11 protein-coding genes and 1 pseudogene are annotated in these 14,796 nt (G+C 74.6%); 1 reads left to right on the top strand and 11 read right to left on the bottom strand.

All coding sequences use genetic code 11. The features are described from left to right. Positions 1-754, top strand: a pseudogene (locus BN12_RS12235) (hypothetical protein); the annotation flags it as partial. Between the two features lie 13 nt (positions 755-767). Here the strand turns inward: BN12_RS12235 and BN12_RS23425 are convergent. The 11 genes from BN12_RS23425 to BN12_RS12180 all read right to left on the bottom strand — a co-directional run. Further along, positions 768-2,003, bottom strand: coding sequence for an eCIS core domain-containing protein (locus BN12_RS23425; RefSeq protein WP_053080025.1), 1,236 nt, complete (start codon positions 2,001-2,003; stop codon positions 768-770). Positions 2,004-2,190: 187 nt separating this feature from the next. Continuing rightward, a complete protein-coding gene (locus tag BN12_RS12225; protein WP_157635471.1) occupies positions 2,191-4,872 on the bottom strand; it encodes a DUF6519 domain-containing protein in 2,682 nt (893 codons plus the stop codon). A 13-nt stretch (positions 4,873-4,885) separates the two neighbouring features. Continuing rightward, positions 4,886-6,958 (bottom strand): hypothetical protein, encoded by a 2,073-nt coding sequence (locus BN12_RS12220; RefSeq protein ID WP_048552819.1) that lies wholly within the window; start codon positions 6,956-6,958, stop codon positions 4,886-4,888. Beyond that, positions 6,955-9,378, bottom strand: a complete 2,424-nt coding sequence (locus BN12_RS12215) for a baseplate J/gp47 family protein (protein ID WP_157635470.1) — start codon at positions 9,376-9,378, stop codon at positions 6,955-6,957. Before BN12_RS12215 ends, BN12_RS12220 begins: the two co-directional genes overlap by 4 nt. Beyond that, positions 9,375-11,876, bottom strand: coding sequence for a baseplate J/gp47 family protein (locus tag BN12_RS12210; protein ID WP_048552814.1), 2,502 nt, complete (start codon positions 11,874-11,876; stop codon positions 9,375-9,377). The genes BN12_RS12215 and BN12_RS12210 overlap by 4 nt, the downstream gene beginning before the upstream one ends. Next, positions 11,873-12,247 carry a GPW/gp25 family protein gene (locus BN12_RS12205; RefSeq protein ID WP_048552812.1) on the bottom strand — a complete coding sequence of 125 codons (375 nt, stop codon included), beginning with the start codon at positions 12,245-12,247 and terminating at the stop codon, positions 11,873-11,875. The genes BN12_RS12210 and BN12_RS12205 overlap by 4 nt, the downstream gene beginning before the upstream one ends. Continuing rightward, complete coding sequence (locus tag BN12_RS12200) at positions 12,244-12,576, bottom strand: hypothetical protein (protein ID WP_048552811.1); 333 nt, start codon at positions 12,574-12,576, stop codon at positions 12,244-12,246. Before BN12_RS12200 ends, BN12_RS12205 begins: the two co-directional genes overlap by 4 nt. Then, complete coding sequence (locus tag BN12_RS12195) at positions 12,576-13,109, bottom strand: phage baseplate assembly protein V (RefSeq protein ID WP_048552810.1); 534 nt, start codon at positions 13,107-13,109, stop codon at positions 12,576-12,578. The genes BN12_RS12200 and BN12_RS12195 overlap by 1 nt, the downstream gene beginning before the upstream one ends. Beyond that, on the bottom strand, positions 13,106-14,236 hold the full coding sequence (locus tag BN12_RS12190; RefSeq protein ID WP_048552808.1) for a phage late control D family protein: 1,131 nt from the start codon (positions 14,234-14,236) through the stop codon (positions 13,106-13,108). The genes BN12_RS12195 and BN12_RS12190 overlap by 4 nt, the downstream gene beginning before the upstream one ends. Next, positions 14,229-14,492 (bottom strand): hypothetical protein, encoded by a 264-nt coding sequence (locus tag BN12_RS12185; protein ID WP_048552806.1) that lies wholly within the window; start codon positions 14,490-14,492, stop codon positions 14,229-14,231. The genes BN12_RS12190 and BN12_RS12185 overlap by 8 nt, the downstream gene beginning before the upstream one ends. Next, positions 14,489-14,796, bottom strand: a 308-nt coding sequence (locus BN12_RS12180; RefSeq protein WP_048552804.1) for a hypothetical protein, incomplete at its 5' end; no start/stop codon positions are given. The genes BN12_RS12180 and BN12_RS12185, both read right to left, overlap by 4 nt.

Here is a 14,796-nt window from a genome sequence, read left to right as displayed (position 1 = left end):
CGGCATCCTCGCCGGCGACCTGCGCGCCGTCCGCCTCGAGGTCGCGGCCCCGGTCACCCGCGGACGCGGGCTGCGCCTGCGGGCCGCCCGGCCCTGGCTCGTCATCGTCCGCCGGGACGTCCTCGGGCTGCGCCGGATGCCCGGCGGCGCCGCATACGGCGTCGTCCTCTCCCTCGTCGGCGTGGCCGCGGTGACCTGGTGCCTCGACCGGCCCGAGGTCCCGCTCCTCATGCCCGCCGTGGCGGTGCTCCCCTGCTACCTCGGGTTCGGCGCGTTCGCGGAGGGCCTGCGGCTGCTCGGCGACAATGCAGGAACCCCACCGCTGCTCGGCATCCCGCCGCGCCAAGAGGCCACCGCCCATCTCGTCGCGCCGGTGGTCGCCTTCGCGGTCGCGGGCCTCGTCGCCGCCGCCGGCACGGCCTGGGCCGACGGCGTCTCCGGGACACGGTTCGGGCTGAGCATCGCGTGGGTTGTGCCGATGTGCGTCATCCTCGCGGGCAGCCATCTGCTGTCGGCCTTCCGGGGACAGCCGCCGACGAGTGCGTTCCGGCCTGGCACGGGGCCGACGATGCTCCTGGCCTGGCTCGCGCTCCCGGCGGCCGCGGCCGTCGTCGTCGCGGGCCTGTTCACGTGGCTCGCGGCTCATGCGGCACAGCCGTGGGGCCCGCTCGTCTGGGCGCTCGCGGTGGCCGTGCTCCTCCTCCAGATCGGCCTCATCAGGGTCCGTTCGGTGTCGGAGTCCCACCGCAGTTGAGCGCTGGACGGGCTCAGGGACCGGCCGCACCCGCTCCGGCGGCGGCCGGTGCCGCGAGACGCTCGCGGTCCAGGAGGTCCCGGTACTCCTCGGCCGTGATGACGGCGTGGGTGTCGTGGAGGACGACCTCGAAGGAGATCGCCTGGGTGCCGACCGTCGCCGCGGTGCGGCCCTCGGTGACCCGCACGCGGATGAGGTCACCGCGGGTGCTGCGGAACCGGCGCGCCTGGAGGTCGATCGCATGGATGCCCGGGTCGCTGAAGTAGTCGCGGAGCAGCGCCAGCTCGGCCAACAGGCCACGGCGGTGGGCAGCCTGGAACTCGTTGTCGAACCCGGGACGCGTGTCGAGACCTCCCGGCTGTCCACCCGGGATCCCCATCCGATGCACGTAGTTCGGCGTGGCCCGGCGCTCGGTGACGAAGTGGAGCAGCACGTCCTGGATCCCGAGGTCGGTGCTCGCGAGCAGGTCGTCGATGTCGACGTAGCCGGACTGCCACGCGTCCTCGAAGACCCCGCCCTCGGCGACGAAGGTCCGCGTGCCGTCGGGGTTGAGGTTCCACGAGCCGAGGAGCCCGTGCCGGTTGGTGAACCGCAACGGGACCTCGGTCGGGTCGTCGATGAAGGCGACCATCCGGCGGTCGAACTCGCTGCACAGCTCGAGCGGCAGGATCCGCCGGTACTCGAGGAACTCGAGGTTCCCGACCTGATGCAGGAAGAAGGTCAGCCCGACCGACACGTGGTTGAGCCGCTCGACGAGCTCCCCCACCCTGCCGAACCCGGACTGCTCACCGCGCCCGACGTCACGCAACGAGATGCTCGCCTGGGCCGAGACGGGGGCGGGGGACAGCGCCGGGACGGGGCGTCCGGTGGCGACGGCCCGAGCCGCCGCGTCGGCCTGCTGCTCGTATGCCCCGGGGTCGCCGAGGGGTGGGCCGCCGGTTCCGCCGCGCTGCTGGACGACGTGGGCCAGCTCGTGGGCGATGAGCTCACGACCCCAGCCCGACTCCGGCTGGTATGCCGACTGGCCGAAGGCGATGCCGCTTCCGACGGTCACGGCGTCGGCCCCGTGGGCGTCGACGGTCTGTGCCGAGGCGGTCGGCGTGACGTGGACGTCGTCGAAGCGGGTTCCGAAGCGGCCGGCGAGATCGTCGCGAAGGGACTCCGGCAGCCGCGCGGTGCGGGGCGAGGGTGCGCTGCTCAGGTCGTGCTCGGGCCCGGGCCTCAGGTCGAACGCGAAGGCCATCGTCATCGCCCCCCGAGGGTCCGGGCAGGTCCCATGACCTGCCCGAGACGCGCAGGAGGCGCCGGACGAGCCGGCGCCTGGCCTGCGGCATACCAGCCATACGAGGATTCGAACCCCTCAGTCGACAGTGACCTGCGGCTGCCGCGACCGCGCGGATGCAGTATGCCTGAAGGCTTCATGCTAGTCCTCCCCCTCACGGCAGACAACGCTCGGACTGGAACGACGCCGGCACGTCGAGGGCCGCGCCGCCGTTCTCGTTGAGGACGTCGCTGAGGAAGCGCAGCGAGCGTCGCGGTGTCGGCCCGGGGCCGACGTCGCGGATGACGACACCGGTGTGGAACGGTCCGGTGAGGTCGAGTCCGCGCACCTGGATCCAGTTGCCGAGGACGCCCCAGATCCGCACCGCGTCGACGAGGGTGCCGTCCTGCGACCCGGTTCGCGTGAGCTGTGCGTGGTTGTCGGTCATCGTGAGCCGCGCGACGTTGCCGACGTAGACGGCGTGCCGCTGGCGCCCCCAGAAGAACGGCACGCGCAGTCCGACCGTGTTGCCCTCGATGACGACCTGGACCGCCGTGAGGCGGCGCTGCCCCCGGGCCTGGACGCCGACGTGGATGCCTTCGATGCAGCTGCCGACGACATTGCCGTCGATGCGCACGAGCGCGGCCCGCGAGCCGCCGACGACGATGCCCTGGCCGATCGCACGGGAGCTCTGGACCGCCGCGGCGAGGAAGCGACCGCTCGCCGTCCCGATGGCGGCCTGGTGCGGCTCGAGGACGGCGGCAGCGGCATACCGGGCCACCTCGGCCCGCAGGTTCGTCGCGGACCCCAGCCGGGTCGCCGAGACGTTCTTCGCGAAGTCGGTGAGGACCCGGCGGACCTGGGCGGACCCGTCGATGGCGAGCTTCGTCCCGTCGGCGAGGTCGACGACACGGCCCAGCGACATGGGAATGCCGGTCGGCAGCCGCCGGATCCCTCCGGCGGCGCCGGGGGCCGGACGGGGAGCAGGCACGGGCGCAGGCACGGGAGGGGCCGGCGCGGGAGCAGGGGCCGGCGCGGGTGGGGGGGACCCAGCGTCCGCCAGCGCGTGGAACGCGACGAACCGGCCGAGCTCACGGGCCACGAGCCGGTTCACGACGCCGACGACCGGCTGCGGCGTGAGGGTGATGAGGTTGTCGCTGATCCGGGCCGAGCCGGCGGACGCGACGAGGATGCCCACCTGCTGGTCGCCGACCTCGAGCCGGTTCCCGCAGATCTCGACGACCTCGGGCGAGGTGCCCTGCTCGTCGTCGACGACGTAGATCGCGGACTGGCTCCTCCCGCCGCTGTCCGGGACGTGCACCTCGACGTCGTGGACGCGGATCGCCGCACCCGCGCGGAAGCTGAGGCCGCCGAGCAGGCCCGGATCCCCTGGCGGGGAGGCGACATTCGGTGGCACGGAGGTCTCGACGCGCAGGTGCGTCACCTCGATGTCGTCGCACCGCGTCGCGACGAGCGCGGCCTCGCCGGCCGTCGCGGCGAGGACCGTCGCGGGACCCACTCCGGTGACGACGACCCGCGGCTTGTCCGTGACGGTGAGGGCCGCGGCGAGCTCGAACCGGCCGGCCGCGAGGCACAGCTCGCCACCCGTCGCCGGAAGGAGGTCGAGCTTGGCCTGGAGGTCGTCGCCGGGGAAGGCCGTCACCGTGCACGTGCAGTCGTCGTCGAGTCCGGTGAGCGGCGGGAAGGTGGGCCGGCAGTCGGTGAGGACGGTCCCGGCGCCGAGGTCGACGACGGCGAGCGAGGCGAAGGCGTGTCGTATGCCGTCCGGCGGGGCCGCCGTCAGCGTCTCCACCGCGTCGGCGGCACTGCCCCGGACCCGGACCCCCCACCAGTCGCCGACCTCGTAGGAGCCCGAGTGCGCGGTGAAGGTGATGCCCGCGTCCACGCCCCCGAGGGTCGCCGTCACGGCGGCCGCCGCGCCGACGGTCTCGCCGTCCCAGCGGCGCAGGCAGGTGCCGGGAGGGTTCCCCGTCAGGCCGCTCGGCGCGGCGAGGGTGACGAGGTCGCCACCGGCCTGAGGGGCCACCGTCTGGACGGAGAAGAGCGGGCCGTGGTCGACGCGATCCTCCCGCCGCGCAAGGGCGCTCACCTCGACGAGATCGCCCGGCTGGAACCGGATCGACCGCGACGGCGCGAGCGTCACCGCCGCTCCCGCGACGGTGGCGGCGAGCGCGTCGGAGCCGTTCGCATACGACCATGCGAAGCGGGCCGTGCTCTCCGATCCGGCGTCGAGGACCTCGATCCGCAGGAGGCCGTCGGGCAGCTGGGTCCGGGGGTCGTCGGGCGGGGCACACGGGTCGGGGCTCACCGGTGCGGCGTCTCGGGCGACGTCGAGCAGGCCGGTGGAGCCCGCGGCGGGGAAGGTGGCCCCACCGCACGTCGGCGTCTGCGCGGCACCGAGCCGCACCCGCCATCCGACGCGGGTCCGCGTCGTCGTGTCGATGCCGTCGAGCGCGGGGTCGAGCAGGTCGCCGTCCTCAGCCGCCTGGACCTCCTCCGGGAACACGTCGAGGTAGACGACCCAGGTGCCGGACGTGGGGAGCGGGGCGATCAGCGGCTGGTCGGCGTACGAGAGGTCGGCGGGGTTCCGCGCGAGGAGGCCGTCGACCCACATCGAGCCGGCGCCGACGGTGAGCACTCCACCGGCCAGGGCGACCTGGAACGCCGTGCTGCCCTCGGCAACACCGGCCGGCCCGACCGTGTCGGCGGCGAGCTGCCTTGTGTCCCGGGCGGGTCCGTCGAGCGAGAGGTTCCAGTCGGTGTCGAGGAGCACCCGGCCCTGCTGCATCCGCGCAGCGGTCCACCGGTCCGTCGACCGTAGCGGGACGCTGGTCATGTCACCGGTCATCTCAGTCCTCCGGTTCGGCGATGAGCAGGTGGGTGTGCAGGGTGAGCGGTGTCATCTCCGGCAGCCGCTGGGCCAGGCGCAGGGCGAGCGGCCCGCGCCGGGCGTGGTGGTAACCACCGATCTCCCCTCCGTCGCTCGCGCCCATGAGGAGCGGCGGTCCCGGAGCGGGGCCCGGGGGCGCGAGGAGCGGTGCGTAGTACCCGGCACCGTCGAGACCGACGTCGCCGAAGGGAGGCACGGGTCCCGTGAGGCAGTGGTATGCCGGGGGATGCGCCTGCGGGTCGTCCTCCGGGCCGAGCTGGCAGTACCGGACACAGCCGGTCGAGGTCACCGTGGCGCGCAGGTCGACGGTGAACAGGCAGTCGGCGACCCAGACCTCGCCGACGCCGACCGGTCCGGCGAAGGTGACCCCCGTCGCGACGAGGTCCGGCGGGAAGCGGTCCGCGGCCGCGACGGCCGCCCGCGTGGGGTCGCCGCCGGGGTCGCCGCCGCACGGCATGGGAGCCGCGCCGAGCCCGTCGACGACGCAGTCGTGCAGCTCCACCGGGTGGGCGGACAGGTCCGCGCGGATCGGCCCGAGGAGGCAGTGGGACGCCGACACCTGGACGGTCCACGCGGTCGGGTCGACACGGATCCCCTTGCCACGCGTGGCATCCGTCGTCACACCGACGAGGCTCACGGCGGACATCGCCGGTCCGACGACGATGTCACCCGTCACGAAGAAGCCGGACAGCTCGATGCTCACGTCGCTGAGGTCCAGCGACAGGTCGCCGACGACGACGGGGGTCATGCCGACCGGGGCGACGACCCGCCAGCGCGTGAGCGCTGGAGTGCCCGTGAGGGTGCCGGGCGCGACGAGCCGGTCGCTCGTGACGAGCCGGATCTCGACCTGGGGCACGTCGTCGGCGCTCGTGCTCGTCGCGGCGGCCGACGCGGCGGCGAAGGCGCCGGCGAGGTCGGCGACGACGATCTGCCCGGGGGCGTGACCGCCGAGGGACGGGTCGACGACGATGACGACCCCGACCTCGTCGCGGCCCTGCGCGGTGCTCGCGCCCGGGCCGAGGGCGCCGGGGGTCGCCCGGTGGAACGTCGTGCGGATGGTGCCGGTCACCGACGAACCGGGCACGAGCACGGCGCGGGCCGGGTCGACGAGGACCTGCGTCGGAGCCGGCGCGGGAGCCCCGGTCGGCGGAAGTCCGGTGAGCCCGATGTCGGCCCAGGACAACGGAACACCGTCGACGGTGATCTCCAGCAGGGCCGGTCCGGGAGCCGTCAGCGGGTGGTCCGGCGCGAGGGTCCACACGGGCCCGTAGCTCACGTCGCCGAGCGCGTCCACGATCCGCCAGGTCGCTCGCACCGGCAGCTCGGCCGCCCCGCGCGGGGCACGGGGGTCGGGCGGGACTCCGGGCGGCCGCTCGTCCTCGGCATCGCTGGCGATCTCCAGCGGCCGGGGCGCGAGGTAGAGGGGGGCGCTGACGCCGAGGGGGTGCATGGAGAACCGGCCGGCACCGAGGGGGACGGCCTCGACGTCGGCATAGGTCACGAGCTGCCAGGGGAAGACCTCGGCGCTCACGGCCGCGGGGTGATAGGGCCCGCCCGGGGTGACGGAGCGGCGCGCCGGGTCCAGGCCCGTCCCGACGAGGAGGCCCTCCCCGCCCCGCAGATCGAGCGATGCCGTCCGCAGGACGGGGTGGCGCAGCTGCTGGCACCAGACGGTGCCCTGCCAACCCTCGACGACGCGTGTCGGCCAACCGGTGACGACCTCGCCGAAATCCTCGATGGCGGAAGGGGTTCCCTTGCGCCGGCGCAGCGCCGTCGCATACCCGATCTCCCGACGGCCGGCGTCGGGGGGCAGACCGAGGAGGTCCGCCAGGTACGGGAGCGCCCAGTCGGCGGCGCTGTCGGGGAAGGCGTCGTCGACGATCGTGTCGACGTCCGCCGCGAGCGCCAGCCACTGCTCCTGGAGCGCGGCGAGGAGCGCGAGGAGAGGAGGGGTGTCGTCGTCACCCGGCCGGGCCGCGAGGACGGCGGGCGGGAGCATCCGGAGGAAGTCCAGGCGCACGGGATCGGTCATGACGTCACCACCGCCGCGGGGCCGAGGCTCAGCAGCTCGTACCGCTCCGCCGGGGTCCGTCCGATGGCCAGCTCACCGGCCGACGGCACCCGCAGGCCGGGCGTGACCGCCAGGGAGACGACGCCGACGACGCCCGTGACCGGCTGGACGACGGCGACGACGTCGCTGTCGTCCAGTGGCACACCCATGACCCGTGGCGTGGGGGCCAGGGGGGCGTCCGGGTCGCCGAGGGCCACCGCGACGGCTGCGGCGACCGCCGTCGCGTCCCGGCGCGGGTCGGCCGCCACGGTCACCGTGACGGGCAGGACGCTCGACACGCCGGCGCAGACGCACAGGCCCACCGAGATGTCCCGTCGCGCGTCGAGGTAGCCCGCCATGGAGGTCAGCTCGGCGGCGAGCGGAGCTCGTGCTCCCGTCTCGGTCGTCCGCAGGATCGCGACGTGGAGGCCGAACCCGCCGCACGGGCAGCCCGGCGGACCGGCACCGTGCCAGGCCGCGCTGTGGCTCGTCCCGGGGACGGTGAGGGCCAGGTCGGCGAGGTCGGCGAGGGAGACCGCACGGTCGAGGGCCCGGATCCGTGCTGCCGCGCCCCGTCGCATCCGGCCCTGGTCCTCCTGGTCGGCGGCACCGGTCGTCGTGCCGACGCCGACGATCGTGCGGACGCCGCGGACGCTCCCGAGGAGGGTGTCGACGAGGGTGGCGTCGAGCTCGCCGGCGAGACCGCCGCCGACCCGCCAGGTCGCCGTCACCTCGCCCCGGGGCGCGACCCCGTGGACGCCGTCGCCGAAGGTGAGGACGAGCCGGCCGTCGGCGGCGATCTTGCTGCTGTAGACCGGATCCGACGGCCCGCGCCCGTAGAGGGTCGGCACCTCGTCGAACCGGACGCCGGCCACCTCGACGACGAGGCTGTCGGCCACCGTCCCGGTCGCGTCGACGTCGCCGGTCACGGGACCCGGCACGACGGCGGTGGGCCCCGAGAGCGTCAGCGGACCCGTCTTCGTCGTCCCGTGCTCGATGGGCACGAGGTTGGCCGTCGCCGGAGCGGTTGCGGCGTCGCCGGCGAACCCGGCCCCCAGCGTGAGGAGCATCCCTCCGACGTCGCCGGCGGTGTCACCGCTGGACAGCGTGCACGTCGAGAGCTCCCAGCCCGCGCTCGTCTCCACGGCGACGCGAGGCGGCACGTGGTCGATGTCCGGGCGGGGGTGGATCCGCAGGTCCTTCGTCCCGGCCGTGAGTGCGGGCAGCTCGTAGTGCTGGGCGAGGACACGAGGGTCGACGAGCGCGACGTCGAGGTCCGAGCCGGACGGGCTCCATGGGATGGCCTCGGACAGCGAGACCACTCCGACGCGGTGCTTCGTGCCGGGGGCGACCGACCAGTCGAGCGAGCCCACCGACGACACCGTCGTGACATGGGCCTGGGTCTCGTTCCAGACGACGATCCCGATCCCGGGGGTCGCGGCCGACCCGTCGACGACGAGGAGCTGACCCGCCTGGACGGCATCCGGCTCGCTGCCGTAGGACACCGCCGCCGTCTTCGCGACGCCGCCGTCGACGTAGGAGAGCAGCTCGAGCCGGCGGGCGAGCTGGAGGCTCGAGCGGACGCGGTATGCGGCATACGTCGTGCCCGCCTCGGCGGGGATGAGCGGCGCCAGGGGACGGTCCATCGTGAAGAGGAACGCACCGAGGTCGTCCGTCCGCTTCGTCACCGACACGGTGCCGACGACGGCCGACGACGAGGCGGCACCGAAGTAGTAGAGGAGGATCCACTGCAGCCAGTCCCCCCACGACGACGGCTGGGGCACGTATGCCGTGGGCCGCTCCGCGAGGAGGAGCACCCGGTCCGAGGGGCGCCAGCCGGGGTCCTGGAGCAGGCGGATCGCGGAGCCCGGCGGCACCTGCGGGCTGGGGACGGCGGTCACCGTGAGATCTGCCCAGTCGGCGCGCAGCTGGGTGTCCTCGACGACCTCGAAGGGCTGGGCCGCGCGCTGCGGTGTTCCCGGCGCCTGGACCCGCGTCCCGGCCGGGACGAGCGGGCTCGCGCCCGCGTCGGTCGTGCAGCGGATCCACCCGTGGGCGGCGACGCGCTGCGTGGGACGGTGTCCGAGCAGGTCGGTCGTCCGCCGCAGGTCGGTCCAGTCCTGCGCGGTGCGGAGGTAGCGTTCGCCGGCGGCGAGCTCGGTGTAGGCGGCGACGGAGTCGGCGACGCGGGACCACAGCTCGGCGACGAGGACGACGGTCGGGTCGCCGGCCACGTCGAGCCGCGACCCGAGAGGAGTGCCGTCGGGCTCGACGACCTCGGCCACGGCGGCGAGGAGTGCGTCCCGCAGGTCGGGCCGGTCGGCGAGCCGGCGCCGCAGGTGGGACTGACCCGGCGCCGGGTCGGGACGAGGCACGAGATCACGGGGACGGGGACGGCTCATCGTCCCCCCTCGATGGTCAGCTCGATGCGGCCCCGCGTCGGGGCGGAGGCGTCGTCGTCGCAGACGGCGATCTCGTCCGGGGCCATCGCGAGGACGCTCGCGTTCCCTCCCGGCGGGTCGGAGAGCCGTCGCGCCTCGGTGACGCGCACCGCGTCGACACCAGGGATCGCGGCGACCGCCGCGACGACGGTGGAGAGGTAGACCGACGAGCCGAGCGTGTGCGACTCGGGGGCGAAGACCGCTCCCGGGCGGCCGGGCCGGAGGGCCGCGAGGATGAGCAGTCGCGCGGTCGCCGAGTCCGTCGACGGGGTGAGGCAGACGGTGAGCGCGACGAGGAGCCCGACAGGGGTGGCGGGCACGGTGACGACCTCCGTGCCGGCCATCCGCACGGCGTCGAGGACCTGCTCGACGGCCGCATCGACGGCCGGGTCGGCGAGGTCGTCCGTCGTCTCGACGGCGACGACCCCCACCGGCCAGGAGCCCGACCAGTCTCGTTCTGCGGCAGCGCGTTCCACATCCGGCACGGTGAGCGCGAACGCCGGCAGGTCGCTGACGAGGACGGCCCGGCGGGGCTCCGCGGCATACGCCTGGGGCGCATCCCTGCGCACGTCGTCGAGCGGGAGCGCGACCCCACCGCCGACCCCCGGCATGAGGTTGCGGGCGGTGACGCCGGCGCCTGCCTCGAGCCAGACGAGCGGGAGGCCGGGAGAGGTCGTCGTGCGAACGAGCCGGGTGAGGGTGCTCGGAGCGACGTTGCCCCACGGGCCCGACCCGACCTGGTAGCGGACGGTGACGGCGCTGCCCGCCGGTGGCGCGACCCCGAGGGTGCCCGTCGTGAAGCGCAGGAGGGGAGGGTCGTCGTCATCGTGGTCGACGACGACCGCGAAGCCGTCGCTCGGCGCGCGCAGCAGGCTGGTGACGCGGGTCGCCTCGACGGCGACGCCGCTCGGCAGGAGGACCGAGCTGTCCAGCTGCCAGGGGCGACCGCCGGGGGCGCACGACAGCCCGGCGCCCGCGGCTCGGGGGAGCCAGTAGTCGGACACCTCGGTGACGCCGGGGTCGGGGACGTCTCCGGTGAGCCGGTCGTGAGGGACGATGGCGTCGGCACCGTCGACCGGGAGCCCGTGGTGGGCGGGCAGGAGCCCGAGCCGCGCGACGGCGACGCGTGGCGTGCCGTCGGCCGTGGTGATGCTGACGGGTAGCTCGTCGGTGAGCGCCTCGGAGGCGTCCCAAAAGACCCGGACGAGCGGCAGCGCCGGAGCCAGGGGGTCGGTCATCTCGACGACGTGGGTCGCCGTCACGACCTGGGCGGGATAGCTCGCGAGCGGCGTGCGGGTCTGGCCTCCGGTCCCGTCGTCCGGGGGCCACGGCCGGGTCCGCGTCGCCCAGGCGGTCTGCTCGCCCGCGGGCCCAGGATCGACGACCTCGAAGCCGACGAGCGAGCCGGCCGGGAGCCAGTCGGCGACCGCGAGCCCGTCCGCGGCCGGCGGTCGCACGAGGATCGCGCTCGTCGCGCCGACGGGCAGGACGGCGTCGACCTCGCCCCAGTCGTGGAGAGCCACCTCGCCGTGCGAGGCCCGCACGACGGCCGGGGCCGGCGTCTCGACGGTGAAGTGGGCGGCGTCCGGCTCGGCGTCCGGACTTCCGGCGGCGCTCGTCGCGACGTCACCGGGTTCGACGACGAAGCTCGCGTCGGTCGCCGTGAGGTCAGGATGGCTCACGAGCACCTGGACGACGGTGGCCGCGCTCGTCGCAGGGGGCACGGCGAAGTCGACGAGCCGGGCATGCCGCGTCACGGAGGCACGCCGCCGGGCGGTGCCGAGCCACGACTCGGTCGCGGCCCGGTCCTGGCGGTAGGCGAGCAGGTCGCCGAGGTGGGCCATCAGCTCGACGAGCGTGATCGTCACGTCGGCCGGCGACGGGTCGTAGCCGGGCTGGAGCGCGCCGAGCCGCTCGACGAGCATCGCCCGTAACGCGGTGTCGTCGCGCGCCGTCGTGTCGTAGTCCGGAGGCGTGAGGGGTCCGGATGGGTCCGGGACGGTGATGCAGTCGGGCACGTCACCGCACTCGGGGCGGAGACGGACCGGGAGATAGCGTCGCAGCGGGTCGAGCGACAGCCCGAGCGCGCCGAGCCCGACCGGGTCGACGCCGAGGCGATAGGGCGCGAGCCCGGGCAACCCTCCGCCCCCGGCCGAGACGGGCAGCTCGAGATGGGCCGGCACGGGGTTTCCGTCGACGTCGGTGCCCGCCGGGACGACGGTCCCCGGCGCGACGACGGTCACGGTCGGCGACCCGTCGAACCCCCACAGGGCGGGGTCGACGAGACCCGGCTGCGGATCGGCATACAGCCACACCGAGACGGTCCGGACCGACCCGGAGGCTGTCGCGGACGCGGCCCGGAGCCCGACGACGGGTCCCCCGGCGAAGAGCGCCCTGGGCCGCAGGACCGCGCTCGCCGTCGGCTGCTCCGGCTGGCTCCAGGCGTTGTAATCTGTCATAGCACGGCCGCCGGGAGGGTGAGGGTGACGGTGCGGGTCTCGCCGGCGGGCTTGGGCCGGTAGGTCACCTCGGCGGACAGCGTCGTGTCGGCGACGGTCACCGTGACGTCGACGACGTCGAGGCGGTCCCCGAGGGCGGAGGTGAGGCTGCCCCGGGCCCGGGCTCGGACGGTCCCCGCGAGGTCGTCGGTCAGCGGTTGGAAGAGCGTCGACGCGCCGAGCCCCGATCCGAACCCCGGGCGGTGGAGCCGCTCGCCCGGGCCGGTGAGCAGGACGAGCCGGACGAGGTCGTCGAGGTGGTCCAGCGGCGCACGGGTGGCGAGGCGCCGGCTCGGGCCGATCCGCCACGGCTCCTGCGGGAAGGTCGTCATGTCGCCTGCACCCGCTGTTGGTATGCGACGAGCTGGGCGGGTCCCTGGGGCGCCTGGGTCGCGGCCTGGCACAGGCCGACGCTCGTGCTGAGGAGGACCGGCGACCCCTGGACCATGACCCGGGTCGAGGGGAGGAGCCACTGGATCGTGACGCAGGGGCTCGGAGCGCCGGACACGTTGAAGGGGCAGCCGGCGATCGTCGCGAGGTCGGCGGCGAGGAGGACGGGCGACCCGTCGGCGAGGACGCGGGACTGCGAGGGGACGAAGCTCACCTGGCCGCCGTGCGGGCAGGTGGCCGAGGTCGAGGCGGTGAGGACGTAGCCGGGCATCACTGCACCACCAGCGCGCCGTCGTTGACGTCGACCTTCGGGCCCTGCATGACGACCTTCGCACCCTGGCCGTTGTCGATGGAGACGCCCGAGGAGTCGAGGGTGACGACGGGTCCCTGCGAGGAGGTGATCGTCAGCGCCTGGCTGTCGTCGGACAGCTCGATCCGGTGCCCTCCCGGCGTGAGGATGATGAGCGTCTTCGGGCCGGCGCCGCTCACGGCTTGTCCGGCGGCATAGCTGCCGCCGGACCACACGGGCGCGGCCGACAGGTCGCCACCGGGCCACTGGACCCACACCTGCGTGCCGACGGGCGGGACGACCGCGAGGCCCGCACCGTCGCCCGTGTAGGGCAGGGCCGGCTGGCACCACCCGGAGTCGCCGTCGACGAGGACCTCCGGAACCGACACCCTGATGCGGCACTTGGCCTCCGGGTCGTCGTTGTCCGTCACGACGCCGGGGAAGAGGCCGTGGTAGAGGGTCGGCGACCCACCGGACGTCGCGACCGTCAGCTCGGGGAGGTCGACGGGTGTCACAGCGACACCCCCGCCGCTGCGCCGACGGCTGCGGCACCGGCGGCCGTCGCCGCACCCGACAGGCCTGCGAGGCCCCCGCCCCCGGCCCGTCCGAGGGCGTTGCGCACGAGACCGAGGGCCTGGGTGTGCCCTCCCGGTGTCACGGTGTGCCGGACCGAGCGGACGAGCCACAGCCCGTCGAGCGCCTCCCCGAGGCCCGCGACGGTCACGGTGTGCCGGGCCCGGACGAGTGGGGCGTCCGGCGAGGTGAGCGTCACCGACAGCGAGGCACCGAACGCGCTGCGCTCGGCCATCGCCGTGGCCGTCGTCTGCGCGTCGACCGCGGCGAGCGCTCCGGCCTTGTGCGTGCGGACGACGGTCGCGCCACCGAGCGGACGCTCGCCCATGGCACGGGCGGTCCCGTCGTCGGTGGCCGAGTCGGTGTCGGCCGTGCCGGGGACCGTGCGGGTGACGTGCACGGTCTGCCCCGAGAGGAGCTGCACGGAGGCGCTCGCCGGGCCGCCGAGGTCGCCGTAGCCGAGGGTCAGCGTCGCCTGTGGCGTCGCGAGGACGTCGACGCGCTGGAACACGCCGGTCGCGACACCGTCGATCATCTCGACGTGGACGTCGAAGCCGTTGCGGTCCGCGAGCCCGGTGAGGAAGCGCCAGTCCGTGCTGCTCTGCTGCGGGGAGTAAGTGCGGGAGTCGGCGCCGGAGGGAGTCGAGCCCACCTGGGCGGCCAGTCCGTGCTCGGAGAAGATCGTCTCGGCGATGGCGGCGTCGTTCGTGTCCTGCCACAGGCGCTGGACGTCCTCGCGGTCCAGCTCGACGCTGCGGTCGAGGCCCTCGACCGTCATCGTCGACAGCGCCCCGGGGGCGAACTGCCACCGGGCGCTGACGCTCCGTGCGTCGACGTCGACGGTGGCCCCGCCGCGCACGAGGGTGATCCGGAGGGGAGCTGCCGGAGCGACGAGGGCGTCGAGCGAGCTCGTCCACGCGCTCGCATTGCTCGTCGCGAGCGCGACGGTGACGCTCACCCGGTCCTGGGCGCCGAGCGACTCCTCGACCGTGAGGTTCTCGACGAGGTCGAGGTCGTGCTCCCCGAGCGGCGCGCCGGCGACGGTGAGGGTCGTGCGGGTCTCAGGCATCGGGCACCGCCAGGTCGGTGCCGGTCCGCTGGAGGTCGAGGGGGTTCTCGCGCGGGTTCGCGTCGGCGATGACCCACCACCGCGTCGTGTCCCCGTATGCCGTGCCGGCGAGGAGGTCGAGCCGGTCGCCGTCCCGCACGGGGTAGCGGACGTCGGCCGCCGGCGCGACGCTGACGCGAGGCGTCGACATGGGGCGGGTCGTCCCGTCGTCCTGGGGCACGTCGAGGGTCGGCTGCCCGTCGTAGCGGCCGGTCATGTCGACAGCTCGATCCCTTGGGCGATCCCCGCCACGGAGAGTGTCGTGCGGGCCACCTGGTAGGCGGTCGCCATGACGTTCGCGAGGATCTGGTCGGCATTGAGGTCGCGGGTCCGCAGGACCGTGACGGAGAGGTCGACCGTCGCCTGGACCGGCTGGAGGAGCGCGTCGAAGCCCGTCTCGTGGGCCGTGTAGGAGTCGATCCGCACGGGCGCGACCCGGGTGGGGCTCCAGGCGAGGACGACGAGCTGCAGCGACGGCGCCGGCACCGGTGGCGTCCCGCCGCCCCCGCCGAGAAGGGACC

The sequence above is a fragment of the Nostocoides japonicum T1-X7 genome (assembly GCF_001046855.1).
Classification (GTDB): domain Bacteria; phylum Actinomycetota; class Actinomycetes; order Actinomycetales; family Dermatophilaceae; genus Nostocoides; species Nostocoides japonicum.
The sequence above is the reverse complement of the archived record's forward strand: the minus strand, read 5'-3'. Positions and strand labels throughout refer to the sequence as shown.

Coding starts and splice junctions, on each gene's coding strand:
- BN12_RS23425 (WP_053080025.1), bottom strand. CDS start 2,003: ATGACGATGGCCTTCGCGTTCGACCTGAGGCCCGGGCCCGAGCACGAC.
- BN12_RS12225 (WP_157635471.1), bottom strand. CDS start 4,872: ATGACCAGCGTCCCGCTACGGTCGACGGACCGGTGGACCGCTGCGCGG.
- BN12_RS12220 (WP_048552819.1), bottom strand. CDS start 6,958: ATGACCGATCCCGTGCGCCTGGACTTCCTCCGGATGCTCCCGCCCGCC.
- BN12_RS12215 (WP_157635470.1), bottom strand. CDS start 9,378: ATGAGCCGTCCCCGTCCCCGTGATCTCGTGCCTCGTCCCGACCCGGCG.
- BN12_RS12210 (WP_048552814.1), bottom strand. CDS start 11,876: ATGACAGATTACAACGCCTGGAGCCAGCCGGAGCAGCCGACGGCGAGC.
- BN12_RS12205 (WP_048552812.1), bottom strand. CDS start 12,247: ATGACGACCTTCCCGCAGGAGCCGTGGCGGATCGGCCCGAGCCGGCGC.
- BN12_RS12200 (WP_048552811.1), bottom strand. CDS start 12,576: ATGCCCGGCTACGTCCTCACCGCCTCGACCTCGGCCACCTGCCCGCAC.
- BN12_RS12190 (WP_048552808.1), bottom strand. CDS start 14,236: ATGCCTGAGACCCGCACGACCCTCACCGTCGCCGGCGCGCCGCTCGGG.
- BN12_RS12185 (WP_048552806.1), bottom strand. CDS start 14,492: ATGACCGGCCGCTACGACGGGCAGCCGACCCTCGACGTGCCCCAGGAC.